This is a genomic window from Reella acinonychis, assembly GCF_052828705.1.
Map to the genome: position 1 here is coordinate 1,315,483 of NZ_CM128256.1, position 17,485 is coordinate 1,332,967.

Genomic DNA, 17,485 nt, shown 5'->3' on the forward strand with positions numbered 1-17,485 from the left:
GCGGTGAAATTAACCGCACTTTTTTGTTCAATTCATTAGGATTTTTTCGACGGTTTAATGGCAAGTAAATTGCATTTTAATTTACTAATCACATGTTCTGCTGTATTGCCGAGCAGGGCGGCGGAGAGTCCTGTGCGCCCAACGGTGCCTAATACAACCAATTCGGCTTCCAATTCTTTCGCTACTTCAGGAATGATTTCTTCAGGGAAACCTTCTCGTACATGTGTATGATCTTCAGAAATACCGAAATGTTGACGTAGTGCTTTCATATTTAATAAATGTTGACCACGTAAACTATTAATGTACTCAGCAGTGTGGAATTCTGGTAAGTCAATGGCAATATTCATTGGTGTCGGCGGATACGCGCTGACTAAGTGAATATTACCACGTTCTAATTGATCCGCTAAGTCCATACTTAAGGAAACTAATTCTTTATTAAATTGCTCGTGATATTCTTCATCACCAGATACGTTGACCGCAACTAAAATGCGACGCTGGTGCTTCCAATCTCCATCACGAACCATTAATAATGGAGTCGGGCATTTGCGTAATAATTGCCAATCCATTGGAGTAATGAAAAGGGAAGTGAGGCTTTCTTCTTCTTTGGTGTATTTAACGACAAGATCGTAATTTTGATTTTCAATTTCTGCCGCAATCGCTTCGGCTTCGTTGCTGTTCCATACAACAACAGGTCGGAAATTGATCATCGGATCGGCATATTTATCCAAATAGGGCTGTAACTCTTTTTGGCGTTGTGTAATAACCGTTTGATGCATTTCCTGTCTTTCTTCAGAAGAAAGTAACGCTGACATTTCGTAAGAAAGATCATAGATGGGTAAAAATACGGTAATGTTAACAGGATTTTCGCTTTTTTGTTCTTTAACTAAGCGTACTGCACGTGCAAGTCCATATTGTTTTTCATTTTCAGGGTTGAGTACCACTAAAATATTATTGAATTTCATCATAACCTCCATTACGTTATAGTCACGACTCTAGTTCATCATAGAGTAGATTGAAATAAATAACAAGTTAGAGTATGTCAAAATGTGATATGCCTCAATAAAAAAAACAGGCTGAAATATCAGCCTGAATCTATTAATCAACAAATTGAATTTTAGTGCGGTTAATACCAGCGATTTCAGTTAATTGTGGCAAATCGTTGATCGTAATGTATTTCCCTTGCACCGATAGAATTCCCATTTTTTGAAAACGTCCTAATAAGCGGCTGATGGTTTCTACGGTTAAACCGAGGTAATTACCAATATCACCACGTGTCATGGTTAAACGGAATTCACGAGCAGAAAAACCGCGGTTAGAATAACGATTAGATAGATTGTAAATGAAAGCTGCCAAACGTTCTTCTGCATTCATTTTTGATAGTAACAAAATCATTTCTTGATCGCTCTTAATCTCACTACTCATTAAACGCATAATTTGTTGGCGTAATTTCGGCATTTTTCCTGAAAGATCATCTAAAATGTCAAAAGGAATTTCACACACCATGGCAGTTTCTAATGCCTGCGCAAAGCTTGGGTGGCGCATATTTGTGATAGCATCAAAACCCACCAAATCACCTGGTAAGTGGAAAGCGGTAATTTGTTCTTCGCCTGTTTCGCTAATGGTGTAGGTTTTTATGGTGCCAGAACGAATAGCATAAAGAGAGGTTAATTCATCTCCAGCTTTAAACATAACTTGTGATTTTTGAATCGGCTTTTTACGTTCAATAATATTATCAAGTTGGTCGAGTTCGTGTTTGTTTAAAGTAAATGGAATGCATAATTGACTAATACAGCAGTCTTGGCAGTGAATAGCACAACCACCTGACTGAATTCGGCGTCCGATGCGATGTTCTGAAGATAAAATACTCATTATGTTCCCAATATTTATAATAAAATGTGATAAAATTGATCTAACTCAATAAATGATAGCATTAAAATAGTAAATAAAGAAGTAATAAATAGTGAAAGAAAGCCTATGCCAGCTGAAAAATTAACAAAAAAACGCCTTATTCAACTCATTGTTATGCTTGGTATCTTATTATCTGCATTTTTTTATAAAACTTATCAGCATTATGAAGCAGAAAAAGAAACGATTGTAGAAAAACAATAGCTTAAAAGTGCGGTGTAAAATGGCGTAATTTTTGAATTTAACAGCTAAAAGAAGCACATAAAATTTGCTTTTTCATGAAATTTGATTATAATTACGCCCTCTCAAAGTTTATCTTTGAGCTAAACACTGGGGAATTGCTGGGTCGCCTGCAATTTCTGAATTTAACTTTTTATTTAAAGAGAACATAAAATGGCATTTAAATTTAACGCTGAAGTTCGTACAGCGCAAGGTAAGGGTGCGAGCCGCCGCCTGCGTCACAATGGTCAAATCCCTGCTATCGTTTACGGTGGTAGTGAAGAGCCAGTTTCAATCGTATTAAACCACGATGAATTAAACAACGCGCAAGCTCATGATAGCTTCTATTCAGAAGTGATCACATTGGTTATCAATGGTAAAGAAGTTGCTGTAAAAGTACAAGCAATGCAACGTCACCCATTCAAACCAAAATTAGTTCACATTGATTTCAAACGTGCGTAATTTGTTTTGAAAGATAAAAGCCCTTTGTTAATACAAAGGGCTTTTTTGTTGTTCCGTTTTTTCCTTAAAAAATTTTCTTAAGAAAAATGCAATCGTTTGCTTATCTTTAATGAAAAGTGCGGTATAATTTGCGGAAATTTTCATAACAATATGATAAGGGCAACATAATGAAGGAATTAAGTCTTAAAAAAATTTATTCAGGTAAAGTGCGTGATCTTTATGAAATTGATGATAAACGCATGTTAATGGTGGCAACAGACCGTTTATCTGCGTTTGATGTGATTTTGGATGATCCTATTCCACGTAAAGGGGAAATTCTCACGCAAATTTCTAATTTTTGGTTTAACAAATTAGCACATATTATGCCTAATCACTTTACTGGTGACACAGTTTATGATGTCTTACCAAAAGAAGAAGCAGATTTAGTAAAAGATCGCGCAGTTGTATGTAAACGATTAACGCCAATTAAAATTGAAAGTATTGTGCGTGGTTATTTAACGGGATCAGGTTTAAAAGATTATCAGCAAACAGGCACAATTTGTGGCTTAGAATTACCAAAAGGCTTAGTGGAAGCAAGTAAATTGCCGGAACCTATTTTTACCCCTTCAAGCAAAGAAGAAGTGGGCGATCATGATATTAATATCAGTTATGCGGAATGTGAGCGCCAAATTGGTGCTGAATTAGCAGCGCAAGTGAAAGAATCTGCGATTAAGTTATATAAAGAAGCTGCGGCTTATGCATTAACAAAAGGTATTATTATTTGTGATACTAAGTTTGAATTTGGTTTAGATGAAAACGGTGTATTAACGTTAATGGATGAAGTATTAACACCAGATTCAAGCCGTTTTTGGTCGATTGAGACTTATAAAGAAGGCACAAATCCACCATCTTTTGATAAACAATTCGTGCGTGATTGGTTAAACAATAGCGGATGGAATAAACAGCCTCCAGCACCAAAAGTGCCAGCAGATGTGATCGAAAAAACGGTTGCAAAATATCGAGAAGCGCTAGATTTATTAACTAAATAAACAAAAGTGCGGTGTGTTTTTCAAAACTTTTTGAAAAATCACCGCACTTTTTCATTGAATTAAGGAGTAGTATGCGATCTGTCGCTATTGTTGGTTTAGGTTGGTTTGGATTGCCTTTAGCGCGCGATTTACGCAATCTTGGTTGGGATGTGAAAGGCAGTAAACGCACCCATGACGGCGTTGATGAAATGCGTTTGTGGCGTTTGGAAACCTATCAACTGCAGTTAGATCCTGAAATTAATGCCGATCCCGATGATCTGGCAGCATTGCTTTCGGTGGATAGTTTAGTGATAAATATTCCACCTAGTGAGTATTTTTTTGATGCAGACAGTTACATCAAAGGCATTGAAAATTTAGTTCATGAAGCCTTGTTGTGCGGTGTACATCATATTATTTTCATTAGCTCCACGTCCGTATTTAATATGGAAGCAGGGGAGTTTGATGAAAAATCGCAGCCAAACACAGACTCAGCTTTATATAAAGTGGAACAAATGTTGTTTCAATTACAAGATATTGATGTGGATATTGTGCGCTTTGGTGGCTTAATAGGTGAAGATCGTCATCCCGTATATTCAATGGCAGATAAGGACGTGAGCTTAGGCAATATGCCGGTGAATCTTGTTCATTTAGAGGATTGCTCAAGAGCAATACAAAGTTTGCTTGAAACTCGTAGTGGTCATCGATTATATCATTTGGTTGCACCGAAACATCCAACGAGAGCGGAATATTACGAAGCAATGGCGCAGAAATTTGGCATAAAACCAGCGCGCTTTAAGTGCTCTGAGCAAGATCCAAAACGTATTATTTTAGCGAATAAAATTTGTCAGGAACTGGATTTTGTTTATCAATATCCAGATCCATTTTCCATGTAAGTGCGGTTGAAAATTCGAAATTTTTAACCGATAATAAAATGATTTTTTAACAAGTAATCAGCAACAATAGGATAATGTATGTCAAACACTATTTTACAAAATCTTCCCGTTGGTCAGAAAGTCGGTATCGCTTTTTCTGGTGGTTTAGATACGAGTGCCGCTTTATTGTGGATGCGCCAAAAAGGTGCGGTACCTTATGCTTATACCGCGAATTTAGGTCAACCAGATGAAGAAGACTATGAAGCGATTCCAAGAAAAGCAATGGAATATGGTGCGGAAAAAGCACGTTTAATTGATTGCCGAGCACAACTTGCTCATGAAGGTATTGCGGCAATTCAATCAGGTGCTTTTCATGTTTCTACTGGTGGTATTACTTATTTTAACACCACGCCTTTAGGTCGTGCAGTTACGGGTACAATGCTTGTTTCTGCGATGAAAGAAGATGATGTAAATATTTGGGGTGATGGTTCCACTTTCAAAGGTAATGATATTGAACGTTTCTATCGTTACGGTTTATTAACCAATCCTAATTTAAAAATTTACAAACCTTGGTTAGATGATCAATTTATCCACGAATTAGGCGGACGCTTTGAAATGTCTGAATTCTTAATTGCGAATGGATTTGACTATAAAATGTCAGTAGAAAAAGCATATTCAACTGACTCAAATATGCTTGGTGCGACTCACGAAGCAAAAGACTTAGAATTCTTAAGCACAGGCATTAAAATCGTGAAACCAATTATGGGTGTCGCATTCTGGGATGAAAACGTTGAAGTGAAAGCGGAAACTGTTACCGTTCGTTTCGAAGAAGGTGTGCCTGTCGCATTAAATGGCAAAACATTTAGTGATGCAGTAGAACTGTTCTTAGAAGCAAACCGTATTGGTGGTCGCCATGGTTTAGGTATGTCAGACCAAATTGAAAACCGTATCATTGAAGCAAAATCTCGTGGTATTTATGAAGCGCCGGGAATGGCATTATTACATATTGCTTATGAGCGTTTAGTCACCGGTATTCACAATGAAGATACCATCGAACAATATCGTATCAATGGTTTACGTTTAGGTCGTTTATTGTATCAAGGTCGTTGGTTCGATCCGCAAGCATTAATGTTACGTGAAACTGCACAACGTTGGGTCGCGCGTGCAATTACAGGTGAAGTGACCTTAGAACTACGTCGTGGTAATGACTACTCAATTTTAGATACGGTTTCACCAAACTTAACCTATGCAGCAGAACGCTTGAGTATGGAAAAAGTGGAAAATGCACCATTTGATCCAATCGATCGTATCGGTCAATTAACAATGCGTAATTTAGATATCGTGGATACACGCGATAAATTAGGTATTTATGCAAATGCTGGGTTATTAATTTCTGGTAAAGAATCAGTTTTACCACAGCTAGGTAAAAAATAAGATTATCCAACTAAAAATACCGCACAAAAGTGCGGTATTTTTTTATGTTATTTTCTGAGCATAAAAAATCTCCTTTCAATTGAAAGGAGATTTTTATAGAAAGATTAAGCGGCAAATGGATCTTGTAGAATCATTGTTTCAACACGATCTGGACCTGTTGAAAGAATAGCTACAGGAACACCGGTTACTTCTTCAATACGTTTGACATATTTACGGGTATTTTCTGGTAATTGGTTTACATCAGTGACACCGAAGGTATTTTCTTTCCAACCTGGCATAGTTTCGTAAATTGGTTCCACACCTTCCCAGTCTTTTGCTGAAAGTGGGGCAAAGTCAACCACTTCACCGTTTGGTAGTTTGTAGCCTACACAGATTTTCACTTCATCAAAACCGTCTAATACGTCTAATTTAGTCATACAGAAACCAGAAATGCTGTTGACTTGAATTGCACGACGCATTGCTACTGCATCAAACCAACCACAACGACGAGGACGACCTGTTACCGCACCAAATTCATTGCCTTTGCGTGCAATTTCTGCGCCTACATCATCAAATAATTCAGTGGTGAATGGACCGCCACCAACACGAGTACAGTAAGCTTTGATAATACCTAATACATAGTCGATATTACGAGGACCGAAACCTGCACCAGTTGCCACACCGCCAGCAGTAGTATTAGAGCTCGTTACGAATGGATAAGTACCATGGTCGATATCTAACATAGTGCCTTGAGCACCTTCAAATAAAATATTGTCGCCATTTTTGCGTGCTTTATCTAAGATAGTGCTGATATCAGCTACCATGCCAATTAATGTATCTGCTACTGCCATGACTTCATCTAAGGTTTTTTGGTAGTCAACAGGTTCTACTTTGTAGTAATTCACTAATTGGAAGTTGTAGTATTCTAAGATATTTTTTAATTTTTCTGCGAATTTTTCACGATTGAATAAGTCGCTAACGCGTAAACCACGACGTGCCACTTTATCTTCATAAGCTGGACCGATACCACGTCCCGTTGTACCGATTTTATTATTACCTAATGCCGCTTCACGCGCGTGATCCATTGCGATATGGTAAGGTAAGATTAATGGGCAAGCTTCAGAAATTAACAGACGTTCGCGCACTTTAATACCGCGGCTTTCTAATTCGCCCATTTCTTGCATTAATGCAGCAGGGGAGAGTACAACACCGTTACCAATTAAGCAGGTCACGTTATCACGTAAAATACCGCTTGGGATTAAACGTAATACGGTTTTTTCACCGTTTATAATTAATGTATGACCAGCATTATGTCCGCCTTGATAACGAACAACATATTTAACGCGATCTGTTAATAAATCAACGATTTTACCTTTTCCTTCATCGCCCCATTGAGCGCCAAGGATAACAACACTTTTTCCCATAATCTTTTCCTGTTGTATTTCAAAAAATGACAGCCGTTACTTTACTATTTTTTAGCTAAAATCTCAATGAAAAAAGCCTAATCATTGGACGATTAGGCTGGTATTTTTATTTATTTTGTTGGTGATTGCATAAAGCGGAAAAACTCACTACCCGGTTTTAAGATCATCATGTTTTCAGAACCGGTAAAGCTGTTTTCATATGCTTTTAAACTACGCAAGAAACCATAGAATTCAGCTTCCTGACTAAAAGCATCAGAGTAGAGTTTAGCTGCTAAGGCATCGCCTTCACCGCGTAATTGCTGTGCTGTTTTATTGGCATTGGCTAAAATTAAGGTGACTTTACGATCTACATCAGCCTGAATAAAAGCGGCTTTTTCTTTACCTTGTGAACGATGTTCACGCGCTACCGCGTCACGTTCAGCACGCATACGTTGGTAAATTGATGAAGACACTTCATCAGGTAAGTTGATTTGTTTAATACGAACATCAACTACTTCAATACCTAATTCAGCGGTGCTATCTTGCCCTGAATTCAATGCTTTTTTCGCTCCTTCCATTAATTCGCCTCGGGTGCCAGAGACAATATCTTTAATGGTACGAGAACCAATTTCTGAACGTAATCTGTCGTTGACTTTACGGCGTAATAGGCTAGAAGCGCGGTTATAGTCACCGCCACTTGTTGCTGTATAAAAACGACCAAAATCGCTGATTCGCCATTTTACATAGGAATCTACTAATAAGTCTTTTTTCTCTACAGTAACGAAACGGTCTGGCTGACCATCAAGAGTTTTAATGCGTGCATCTAAAATTTTGATGTTATCAATAAATGGCACTTTAAAATGTAAACCTGGGTTATACACGACCACTTTATTATCTGCATCACGATGTACTTTGCTAAAACGCAACATAATACCGCGTGAACCTTCTTGTACGATAACAACACTAGAGTAGATGACTAAACCTAAAACAATGATAATTGGCGTTAAAAATTTACGCATTAGTTAAATCTCCCTCTACGTTCTTGTTCTGTATTTGCCCCTTTGTAAGATTCAGAAACTGGCTGAGAATTCACCGCACTTTGTGGCTCAGAACGTACTGGAGCGCTTCTTTCAATGGCTTTTGGTGTGTTTTCTTGTACATTTTCTGATTTACCACGCAACATTTGGTCTAATGGTAATACAGTAATATTATTACCTGAATCCATCATCACTTTCGGCGTTTTAGCCATCACTTTTTCCATGGATTGAATGTATAGGCGCTGTTTTAATACTTCAGGAGAAAGTTTAAATTCAGGCAATAAACGTTGGAAACGTTCAATTTCCCCTTTAGCATCAAGCACAATTTGATCTTTATAAGCAGTTGCTTCTTCTAAAATTCGTTGTGCATTACCACGAGCAATTGGCTCACGTTCACGCGCGTAAGCTTCAGCTTCACGAATATAACGTTGTTCGTCTTCTTGTGCTTTAATCGCATCGTCAAATGCATCTTTCACTTCTTCAGGTGGACGAGCAGATTGGAAGTTCACATCAATGACTTCTAAACCCATATCATAAGGTTTGATAATATCATTTAGTGCTTTCCACGTATTTTCACGCACAACAGCACGACCTGTTGTCAGAATGTTATCCATTGTCATGTGACCAATCACATAACGTAGAGCACTGTCTGTGGCTTGCCCTAAGCTGTCTTCGGCATTGGTTACACTAAATAAGAATTTTGCAGGATCTTGTACGCGGTATTGCACCGTCATTTCCACTTTCACCATATTCTCATCTTGCGTCAACATAGAACCTTGGGTTTTCAGCTCTTTTACTTGCTCAACATTAACTGGCAACACTTGATCGATAAAAGTCGGTTTCCAGTTTAAACCAGGCTGTACAATCGAATGTAATTGTCCAAAACGTGTTACCACACCACGTTCCGCTTCTTTTACGGTATAAAACCCGCTTAATCCCCAAATTACTGCACCAATACCAACAGCAAGTGGCAGTAATTTACCTATTTTCATTTCAGGCAAATTATTGCTTTGATTTGAATTTGAGCCTTTGTTTTTATTGCCACCTAATTTCTTTAATAAATTAGTGAAGGCTTCTTCTAAATCAGGCGGGGATTGCTCATGTCGATGAGAACCTGATGAACCTTGTTGTGATTCATCACGTTGATTATCAGGCTTTTGTCCAGACGAATTATTCGTTCCGGGTGCTGCCCAAGGATCTTGATCCTGTGCCATTATATTCTCCATTTAGTTTACAAAAATTTTACATAAGGATTGTAACAGATTATCCACGATTTGCATTCTTCATAATGCGATCTTTCTGTAGTTTCCATTCCCGATCTTTAATATCTTCCCGCTTATCATGTAATTTTTTTCCTTTTGCTAAACCAATTTTAAGTTTTGCCCAAGCCTGTTTCCAATAAAGCGAAAGGGCAACAATAGTATAGCCATCACGATTGGCTTTACCAAATAACGAGGCTAATTCTTTTTGATTTAACAACAATTTACGCGTTCTTGTCGGATCGCAAACGATATGAGTAGAAGCTACACTAAGCGGTTGAATAGTCGCGCCGAATAAATAGGCTTCACCGTTATTGAAAATCACATAGCTATCGCTGATATTGGCTTTGCCTGCACGCATGGATTTTACTTCCCAACCTTGTAAAGACAATCCTGCTTCAATTTCTTCTTCTATAAAATAATCATGTCTAGCACGTTTATTCAATGCAATTGTATTCGAGCCTGGTTTTATTTTTTTCTTTGTCATAATTTTTCCAATGCAAAAATAATGAGGGATTGTACCTAATATAAGGGCAGAGTACAAATGAACAAGGGGAATTTAAATGGGGGAGAACAATTTAATATGTTGCAAAGGTTAATGATAATATAAAATTTAATAAGCTAAAAATTGAATATTGTAGAAATACTCTATGTAAACTTGCTAAAACAATATGTCATAGGTTTATTTATGAAAAAACTGATTATTATCCGCGGTCATTCAGGGTCTGGTAAAACGACTTTCGCAAAACAAAAAATGGTCGAGTTTAAAAGAGATTATCCAGAGGCTAAGATTTTTCATGTTGAAAATGATCGTTATTTAAGTGAAAAAGGGCAATATATTTGGACAGAGCAACGTTTCCAGCAAGCGAAGAAAAAAGCTTATCAATATTTACAATATGCTTTTCGCTATTGTGATCGTTTTCCTGAAAAGCATGTTTTGATCGTGATTAGTAATGTTGGCGTAAATGTGCAAGAAATCCACCGCACTTTAACAAAAGCAGCGCATTTAGGATTAGAAAGAGAAGTGTATCGAATGATGAATTTCTTTGAAAATCAGCATAAGGTTAATGCTGAAACTATACAAAGTATGTTTAATGCATTAAATGAGAATATTATTGAGGGTGAAATTAAGATAAAAAATACCGCACTTTGATGAAATGCGGTATTTTTATGATGAGTATTAAAGCACTTTTACAATGCTTTCACACAGATAACGAATATTATCTTCAGTAATTCCTGCGACATTTATACGACCTGAGCGAACTGCATAAATTGCGAATTCTTCTTTTAAGCGATCAACTTGTTCAGCAGTTAAGCCACTGAAAGAGAACATACCATTTTGTTCAGTAATAAAGCTGAAATCTTGTTCTGCACCAAATTCTTTAAGTAATTCAACGAATTTGAAACGCATTGCTTTGATACGCGTACGCATTTCTGCTAATTCCGCTTCCCATTCAGCACGTAGTGCAGGATCTTTTAATACCACAGAAACTGCTGAAGCACCATGTGCAGCAGGGTTTGAGTAAAGTGTACGAATAATGGTTTTAACCTGTGTTAATGCTGTTGCTGCCACAGTTTCATTTTCTGCTACGAGCGTGAATGCACCAACGCGTTCATTATATAAACCGAAGTTTTTAGAGTATGAACTTGCTACTAATAATTCTTTATGGTTTGCTGCGAAAGTACGTAAACCAACCGCATCTTCTTCTAAGCCGTTTGCAAGACCTTGATAAGCAAAGTCAAATAGTGGTAACCAACCATTTTTCGCTGACATATCAGCTAGCACTTTCCATTGCTCTGGAGTTGGGTCGATACCTGTTGGGTTATGGCAGCAACCATGTAATAACACCACATCACCTTCTCCTGCATTGCTTAAGTCTGCAATCAGGTTATCCCAGTCTAAGACTTTACGTTCCGCATCATACCAACGATATTCACGAATGGTGATACCTACCGCATTGAAAATAGCATTGTGATTTGGCCAAGTCGGTGAACTGATCCATACATTCTGTGCTTTTGTCTGGCGTTTAACAAATTCAGCCGCAATTCGTAATGCGCCTGTACCACCTAAGCTTTGAACAGTTTTAGCGCGTTTGCTTTTCACAATGTTAGAATCTTTGCCAAATAACAATTCTTGAGTGTGAGCATTGAACTCTGCTACACCGTCAATTGATAAGTAGTTTTTGGTTGTTTCTTGTTCAAACAAACGTGCTTCGGCATCTTTAACCGCTTTCATAATTGGTGTGTTGCCTTTGGCATCTTTGTAAACACCAATACCTAAATTGACTTTCTCTTGACGAGAATCTGCTTTAAAAGCTTCACCTAAACCTAGAATAGGATCTGCTGGCGCAGGCGTAATATTTTCAAACATAGTAATAGTCCTTATAGAATGTTGTATTTGTGATTATGGTTATACTGTAAAAGAAAGGGAAATTGCAACTATTTTTTGAAAAAATATTACAATTTCTCTTTATTGTTATACATAAAACAAAGAATGTATGAATTTATTAATATTATTTTAATTTTGCGATTGCCCAATTAATCCCCGATTGATAATCCTCAGGTAATTCTTTGCTTAGTTTATTCAGCTGCGCAATTAATACATTTTTATCAATATGTGTCAGGTTAATATGACCTACTTTACGCCCAGGACGAACCTCTTTGCCATACCAATGTAGCTGACTAAATGGCGTATTTAACCATTGAGGATTATGCTCCGTACCAATTAAATTGACCATCACGCTTGGGGCAAAAACCTGTAATTCAGGAGTAGGCAAATCTAATAACGCACGCAGATGTAATTCAAATTGGCTAATGGAACAACCTAATTGCGTCCAATGTCCACTATTATGCACACGAGGGGCAAGCTCATTAATTAATAATTTGTTGCCGACAACAAAACATTCCATTGCCATTACACCAATATAATTGAGTTTGTGCATTACTTTACCCAGCATTTCTTCCGCTTGAGCTTGTAAATGCTGGTTTGAACTGTCTGCTACGCTGTAACGTAAAATACCATTTTGCTGTAAGTTATGTGTTACAGGATAGAAACGTGTTTCGCCATTTTTAAAACGAGCACCAACAATGGATACTTCGCCATCAAAGGGAATAAATTTCTCAGCAATAACTTCGCCAAAGAGATCATCTGTAATCACGTCTTTATTTTCGTTCGTTACAATCCATTGACCGCGCCCGTCATAGCCACCAGTACGACGTTTAACTACAACTTTATCGCCAATTTCATTGAAAACTTGTTCAAAATGCACCGCACTTTCAAGTAAACACCAAGGTGAAGTCGGTAAATTTAGTTCATCTAATAATGATTTTTGGCTAAAACGATCTGCTGTGGTTGCAAACACATTCTTATTAACAAATTTATCATGATTGCCGAGCATTTCTGTTAATGGTGTCACTGCCCAACGTTCAATTTCTGCCGTAATAATGCTATTGGGCGCTAAATCAAACATTGGGTCATCAAATGCTAATGGTACTACGTCAATATCAAGTGGCGCCCCCGCATAGCGTAACATACGACCTAATTGACCATTACCAAGAACGTAAACGGTTGGATATAAAGCACTTTTTTGCATAAAATTTATTATTCCTGCTGTATGAAAGATAGGAAATTAATCACGCGGATCGGGATTATCTAGCACAGAATTTGTTTGAGTTTCTCTAAACGTTTTTAAACGAGATAAGAGATTATTGTCCCACGCGGCCAAAATTTGTGCAGCTAAAAGACCTGCATTTGCTGCGCCTGCTGGACCAATAGCTAACGTACCAACGGGAATACCTTTTGGCATTTGAACAATAGAATAAAGGCTGTCAACACCGCTTAACATAGAACTTTTGACTGGCACGCCTAATACAGGGACTAAGGTTTTCGCTGCAATCATACCTGGGAGGTGAGCGGCACCGCCAGCGCCAGCAATAATGACTTTATATCCATTTTGTTCTGCTTGTTCAGCAAAGGTGAAGAGTTTATCAGGCGTACGATGTGCAGATACAACTTCAACATGATAAGGAACTTGTAATTGATCTAAAATTTGAGTGGCTTCTTGCATGGTTGCCCAATCACTTTTTGAGCCCATCACAATGGCAATTTTTGGTTGAGTATTAGACATATTTGGAATCCATGAATAGGGATAAAAAACTTGCGTAGAATAGCATAATAGGCGCATTTTAGGCAAACGATTGCGATAAGAAAGAAGGGAATTTATACAAATAAAAAACGTCCTCAATGGGACGTTTTATTTTTATGTTAACAATGAGGTTGCCGCTTTCATTTGTTGCACAAATTGAGCAAGTTCAATTAAACATTGGCGATGATTAGTTAAATTATCTTCAATAATCTTCACTGTTGCGGAGCCAGAAATCGCGCCTGCAACGCCCATGGATAAGGCATTTTTGACTTGCTGAGGTTCTGATATGCCGAAACCTTGCAGAATCGGTGGTGCATTGTATTTTTTTAATTGCTCAACAAGGTTATCTAAATTGTTGGCTTGCTGCTGATTTTCGGCACTGGTTACGCCAGATCTAGATACCAGATAAGTGTAACCCCGAGAATATTGCGCGATGTTTTTTATGGTATTTTCATCCGCATTCGGAGGGCAAATAAATACGGGCTGAATACCATATTTCTGTGCGGCTTCAATATAAGGCTGAGCGGCAAGTAAAGGAATATCGGCAACCAATACGGCATCAATGCCAACATCAGCACAGCGTTGATAGAATCCGTCTAAAGTTTGAGCATAGACCAAATTTGCACAGAGTAATAGGCTAATTGGAATCTCAGGATATTTTGACCGCACTTTTGCTAATAATTCAAAGCTTTCTTTTGTGCTACATCCTGAATGTAATGCGCGATTATTGGCAGCTTGAATTACAGGACCATCGAGCAGAGGATCAGAAAATGGGAAACCTAATTCTAATGCATCGGCACCGTTGTCAACTAATGTACAAATAATGTCAAATGAACGTTCTAAATCAGGATCGCAAAGGGTAACAAAAGGAACAAAAGCACCTTGTTGTTTAGCATTTAATTTTGAAAATAATTGTGCAAAACGGTCCATTAGAGAATTCCTCTTTCAGTAAAAATTTTATCAACAGTAAAAATATCTTTATCGCCTCGTCCAGATAAATTAACTACTAAAAGTTGCTCTTTTTCTGGGTTTTCTTTTGCCATTTTTAACGCATAGGCAAGGGCGTGAGAACTTTCTAAAGCAGGAATAATGCCTTCATGTTGTGCTAATTCTTTAAAAGCAAATAAGGCTTCATCATCTGTAATGCTTGGATATTCCGCTCGTCCAATGGATTGCAGATGGGCGTGTTGAGGGCCAATAGAAGGGAAGTCTAAACCTGCAGAGATACTGTAAGATTCTTCAATTTGTCCGTCTTCTGTTTGCATAATTGGTGACTTCATTCCAAAATAAATGCCAGTTTTTCCATGGCCTAATGGGGCACCATGCCGTCCTGTTTCAATGCCTTTGCCAGCGGGTTCCACGCCGATTAATTTCACTGATGGCTCATCGATAAAATCAGCAAACATGCCAATTGCATTCGAGCCGCCACCTACGCAAGCAATCACCGCATCAGGTAAACGATTTTCCCTTGCCAAGATTTGTTGTTTGGTTTCTTCGCCAATCATTTTTTGAAATTCTCTTACCATTGTTGGAAATGGATGAGGACCTGCTGCTGTACCAATTAAATAATGGGTATCTTCATAATTTGCAGCCCAATCACGCATAGCCTCGCAACAAGCGTCTTTAAGTGAACAAGAACCTTTTTGTACAGCAATGACTTCTGCCCCCATTAAACGCATACGGAATACATTGGGTGATTGGCGTTCCACATCTTTTGCGCCCATATAAATTCGGCAAGGCAAATCTAACATCGCACAGGCAAGGGCAGTGGCAACGCCATGTTGTCCCGCACCTGTTTCGGCAATAATTCGAGTTTTTCCCATGCGTTTAGCTAATAAAGCTTGCCCTAATACTTGGTTGGTTTTATGTGCGCCACCATGTAACAAATCTTCGCGTTTTAAATAGAGTTTTGTTTTGGTTGCTTTCGTTAAATTTTTGCAGAGAGTTAAAGCTGTGGGACGACCCGCGTAATTCTTTAATAAATCTTGTAATTCTTGTTGAAATTCAGGATCTTGTTGCGCCTCGACAAAGGCTTTTTCTAGTTGTTTTAATACAGGGACGAGAATTTCTGGTACATACATACCACCAAATTCGCCAAAATAAGGATCTAAAATCGTTTCAGACATATTATTACCTATGGATAAGTTTGAATTTGATTAATATACTATTAAACTAGTATATAAAAGTAAAGTGGCGTTTTAAAAAATTTTTAGAGAAGAAAAGAAGTGAATTCTGAGAAAAAGGAAATAAAAAATCCTTGTATATGAAATAACAAGGATTTTTGAATAAAAGCATAATTATTTTTGCGCTAAACTTTCTAAATAAGTTGCAATATTTTGCATATCTTGATCGCTGAGGCGAGCTTTGGCGCTATTGCCTGCCCCCATAATTTCGCCTTTTTTGCGTGCTTGTAAAGCAGTAACAATTTCATCTGCTGGCAATTTATTAATAATAGCAGATTGGCCTAATGCAGAGCGTTCACCTTGTCTTCCATGGCAAGTTGAGCACATTTGGCGGAAGGTACGTTCGCCTTGTTTCATGTCGGGAGTATGTGCTTGAGTAGTAGAAATAACAGCACAAAGTGCGGTTAATAAAATCAATTTTTTCATAATGTTAGCTTTGAGTAAAAAGTTGTTCTAATTTATTTTTCGGGATAAGCCCCTCGAATTTATAGCGAATTTTTCCTTCTGAATCAATAAAAAATGTGGTTGGTGTGCCAACAATTTGATAGCGTTCACCTGTAATTTGCATTTGATCTTTAATGACAGTGAGCTGAATTTGGCGTTTTTGTACAGTGGCTTGCGTATTGCCTTTATTGCCATCCGTATTAATTGCTACAACTTGTAGTTGATCCGGATACTGGGCTGATAATTTTTCAAATTCTTTTAATTCCGCTAAGCAAACTCCGCAGCTTTCAGACCAAAAACTGAGTAAAATAGGTTTTCCTTGCCATTGTTTTAGTTCAACTTTATTCCCTTGCAAATCAAAAGCGGCAATATCAGGTGCGGTTTGTCCAATTTCCGCGACCTGTTCCTTGCAAGAAACTACGCCCAAAAGCACCGCACTTAATAAGATAGACTTGAGTAAAAAGTTAAATTTCATTATGTTCTTCTCGTAAAAATTTACCATGTTGTAAATAAATGGTGCGATGGGTTAGTTTACCTAATTCTGGATTATGGGTTACCATCACGATTGTACGCCCTTGTTTATTGAGATCTTGTAACAGTTGTAAGGCAAGCTGTTCGTTTTTTTCATCAAGATTACCGGTTGGTTCATCGGCAAAAATAACGGGCGGCTGATTGACTAATGCCCTTGCGATACAAACTCGTTGTTGTTCGCCACCAGAAAGTTGATTTGGTCGATGATGTATCCGATGTTCTAATCCTACTTGTTCCAATACAGCTTTAGCCGCTTCCTCATCAATGACGCTATGGTAGTGCTGAGCAAGCATAACGTTTTCCAAGGCAGTTAAATAGGGAATTAAATGGAATTGTTGGAAAACGAGACCAATTTTTTCTGCACGAAAGCGTTGACGACCCACTTCATCAAGTTGCGCTGCGTCAACGCCATCCAGTATTACTTTACCTTCAGAAGCGGTATCAAGCCCTGTGAGAATATTCATTAATGTGGTTTTTCCAGAGCCTGAGGCGCCCATAATTGCCACAAATTCGCCTTGATGAATTTGAATATTAATGTCATCAAGCGCGGTAACTTGCCCAAATCGTTTATATAAATGCTGTGTTTCAATGACAATATTTGCCAT

At 37.9% G+C, this 17,485-nt stretch carries 20 protein-coding genes; 6 read left to right on the forward strand and 14 right to left on the reverse strand.

The annotated features are described in order from the left end of the window. Positions 1–35: 35 nt before the first annotated feature. Together uspE and ACUXZ4_RS06620 are read right to left on the reverse strand one after the other, a co-directional pair. Positions 36–962: a universal stress protein UspE gene (gene uspE, locus ACUXZ4_RS06615; RefSeq protein ID WP_464974006.1), complete on the reverse strand. Its 927-nt coding sequence runs from the start codon at positions 960–962 to the stop codon at positions 36–38. A 133-nt stretch (positions 963–1,095) separates the two neighbouring features. Beyond that, entirely contained in the window at positions 1,096–1,869 is a 774-nt protein-coding gene (locus ACUXZ4_RS06620) for an FNR family transcription factor (protein WP_464972428.1), read from the reverse strand. Between the two features lie 105 nt (positions 1,870–1,974). Here ACUXZ4_RS06620 and ACUXZ4_RS06625 point away from each other — a divergent pair, with 105 nt between their 5' ends. From ACUXZ4_RS06625 to argG, 5 genes are all read left to right on the forward strand, one after another. Further along, positions 1,975–2,109 carry a hypothetical protein gene (locus ACUXZ4_RS06625; RefSeq protein ID WP_464974037.1) on the forward strand — a complete coding sequence of 45 codons (135 nt, stop codon included), beginning with the start codon at positions 1,975–1,977 and terminating at the stop codon, positions 2,107–2,109. A gap of 189 nt (positions 2,110–2,298) precedes the next feature. Further along, entirely contained in the window at positions 2,299–2,586 is a 288-nt protein-coding gene (rplY, locus tag ACUXZ4_RS06630; RefSeq protein ID WP_464972429.1) for a 50S ribosomal protein L25, read from the forward strand. 167 nt (positions 2,587–2,753) lie between these two features. Continuing rightward, positions 2,754–3,614: a phosphoribosylaminoimidazolesuccinocarboxamide synthase gene (locus ACUXZ4_RS06635; protein WP_464972430.1), complete on the forward strand. Its 861-nt coding sequence runs from the start codon at positions 2,754–2,756 to the stop codon at positions 3,612–3,614. Between the two features lie 71 nt (positions 3,615–3,685). Further along, entirely contained in the window at positions 3,686–4,486 is an 801-nt protein-coding gene (locus tag ACUXZ4_RS06640; RefSeq protein ID WP_464972431.1) for a Rossmann-fold NAD(P)-binding domain-containing protein, read from the forward strand. Between the two features lie 78 nt (positions 4,487–4,564). Then, a complete protein-coding gene (gene argG, locus ACUXZ4_RS06645) occupies positions 4,565–5,899 on the forward strand; it encodes an argininosuccinate synthase (protein ID WP_464972432.1) in 1,335 nt (444 codons plus the stop codon). 104 nt (positions 5,900–6,003) lie between these two features. On the opposite strand, the gene ACUXZ4_RS06650 is transcribed toward argG, so the two are convergent. From ACUXZ4_RS06650 to smpB, 4 genes are all read right to left on the reverse strand, one after another. Next, positions 6,004–7,302, reverse strand: coding sequence for an adenylosuccinate synthase (locus ACUXZ4_RS06650; RefSeq protein ID WP_464972433.1), 1,299 nt, complete (start codon positions 7,300–7,302; stop codon positions 6,004–6,006). Between the two features lie 110 nt (positions 7,303–7,412). Further along, complete coding sequence (gene hflC / locus ACUXZ4_RS06655) at positions 7,413–8,300, reverse strand: protease modulator HflC (protein WP_464972434.1); 888 nt, start codon at positions 8,298–8,300, stop codon at positions 7,413–7,415. Then, positions 8,300–9,544: an FtsH protease activity modulator HflK gene (gene hflK / locus ACUXZ4_RS06660; RefSeq protein ID WP_464972435.1), complete on the reverse strand. Its 1,245-nt coding sequence runs from the start codon at positions 9,542–9,544 to the stop codon at positions 8,300–8,302. The genes hflC and hflK overlap by 1 nt, the downstream gene beginning before the upstream one ends. A gap of 37 nt (positions 9,545–9,581) precedes the next feature. Then, entirely contained in the window at positions 9,582–10,064 is a 483-nt protein-coding gene (gene smpB, locus ACUXZ4_RS06665) for an SsrA-binding protein SmpB (RefSeq protein ID WP_464972436.1), read from the reverse strand. 201 nt (positions 10,065–10,265) lie between these two features. On the opposite strand from smpB, the gene ACUXZ4_RS06670 reads away from it, so the two are divergent. Further along, entirely contained in the window at positions 10,266–10,730 is a 465-nt protein-coding gene (locus ACUXZ4_RS06670; RefSeq protein ID WP_464972437.1) for a hypothetical protein, read from the forward strand. A 27-nt stretch (positions 10,731–10,757) separates the two neighbouring features. On the opposite strand, the gene ACUXZ4_RS06675 is transcribed toward ACUXZ4_RS06670, so the two are convergent. From ACUXZ4_RS06675 to ACUXZ4_RS06710, 8 genes are all read right to left on the reverse strand, one after another. Further along, entirely contained in the window at positions 10,758–11,948 is a 1,191-nt protein-coding gene (locus ACUXZ4_RS06675; protein WP_464972438.1) for an amino acid aminotransferase, read from the reverse strand. 142 nt (positions 11,949–12,090) lie between these two features. Beyond that, a complete protein-coding gene (gene purK / locus ACUXZ4_RS06680) occupies positions 12,091–13,170 on the reverse strand; it encodes a 5-(carboxyamino)imidazole ribonucleotide synthase (protein ID WP_464972439.1) in 1,080 nt (359 codons plus the stop codon). A gap of 36 nt (positions 13,171–13,206) precedes the next feature. Next, positions 13,207–13,704, reverse strand: coding sequence for a 5-(carboxyamino)imidazole ribonucleotide mutase (purE, locus tag ACUXZ4_RS06685; protein WP_464972440.1), 498 nt, complete (start codon positions 13,702–13,704; stop codon positions 13,207–13,209). A 132-nt stretch (positions 13,705–13,836) separates the two neighbouring features. Next, the gene (trpA, locus tag ACUXZ4_RS06690) at positions 13,837–14,652 is read right to left on the reverse strand and encodes a tryptophan synthase subunit alpha (RefSeq protein WP_464972441.1); all 816 of its coding nucleotides are present in this window, start codon (positions 14,650–14,652) and stop codon (positions 13,837–13,839) included. Next, positions 14,652–15,848: a tryptophan synthase subunit beta gene (trpB, locus tag ACUXZ4_RS06695; RefSeq protein ID WP_464972442.1), complete on the reverse strand. Its 1,197-nt coding sequence runs from the start codon at positions 15,846–15,848 to the stop codon at positions 14,652–14,654. Before trpB ends, trpA begins: the two co-directional genes overlap by 1 nt. Positions 15,849–16,019: 171 nt before the next feature. After that, a complete protein-coding gene (locus ACUXZ4_RS06700) occupies positions 16,020–16,331 on the reverse strand; it encodes a c-type cytochrome (RefSeq protein ID WP_464972443.1) in 312 nt (103 codons plus the stop codon). 4 nt (positions 16,332–16,335) lie between these two features. Then, on the reverse strand, positions 16,336–16,824 hold the full coding sequence (locus ACUXZ4_RS06705; protein ID WP_464972444.1) for a TlpA family protein disulfide reductase: 489 nt from the start codon (positions 16,822–16,824) through the stop codon (positions 16,336–16,338). After that, a complete protein-coding gene (locus tag ACUXZ4_RS06710; protein ID WP_464972445.1) occupies positions 16,814–17,485 on the reverse strand; it encodes an ABC transporter ATP-binding protein in 672 nt (223 codons plus the stop codon). The genes ACUXZ4_RS06705 and ACUXZ4_RS06710 overlap by 11 nt, the downstream gene beginning before the upstream one ends.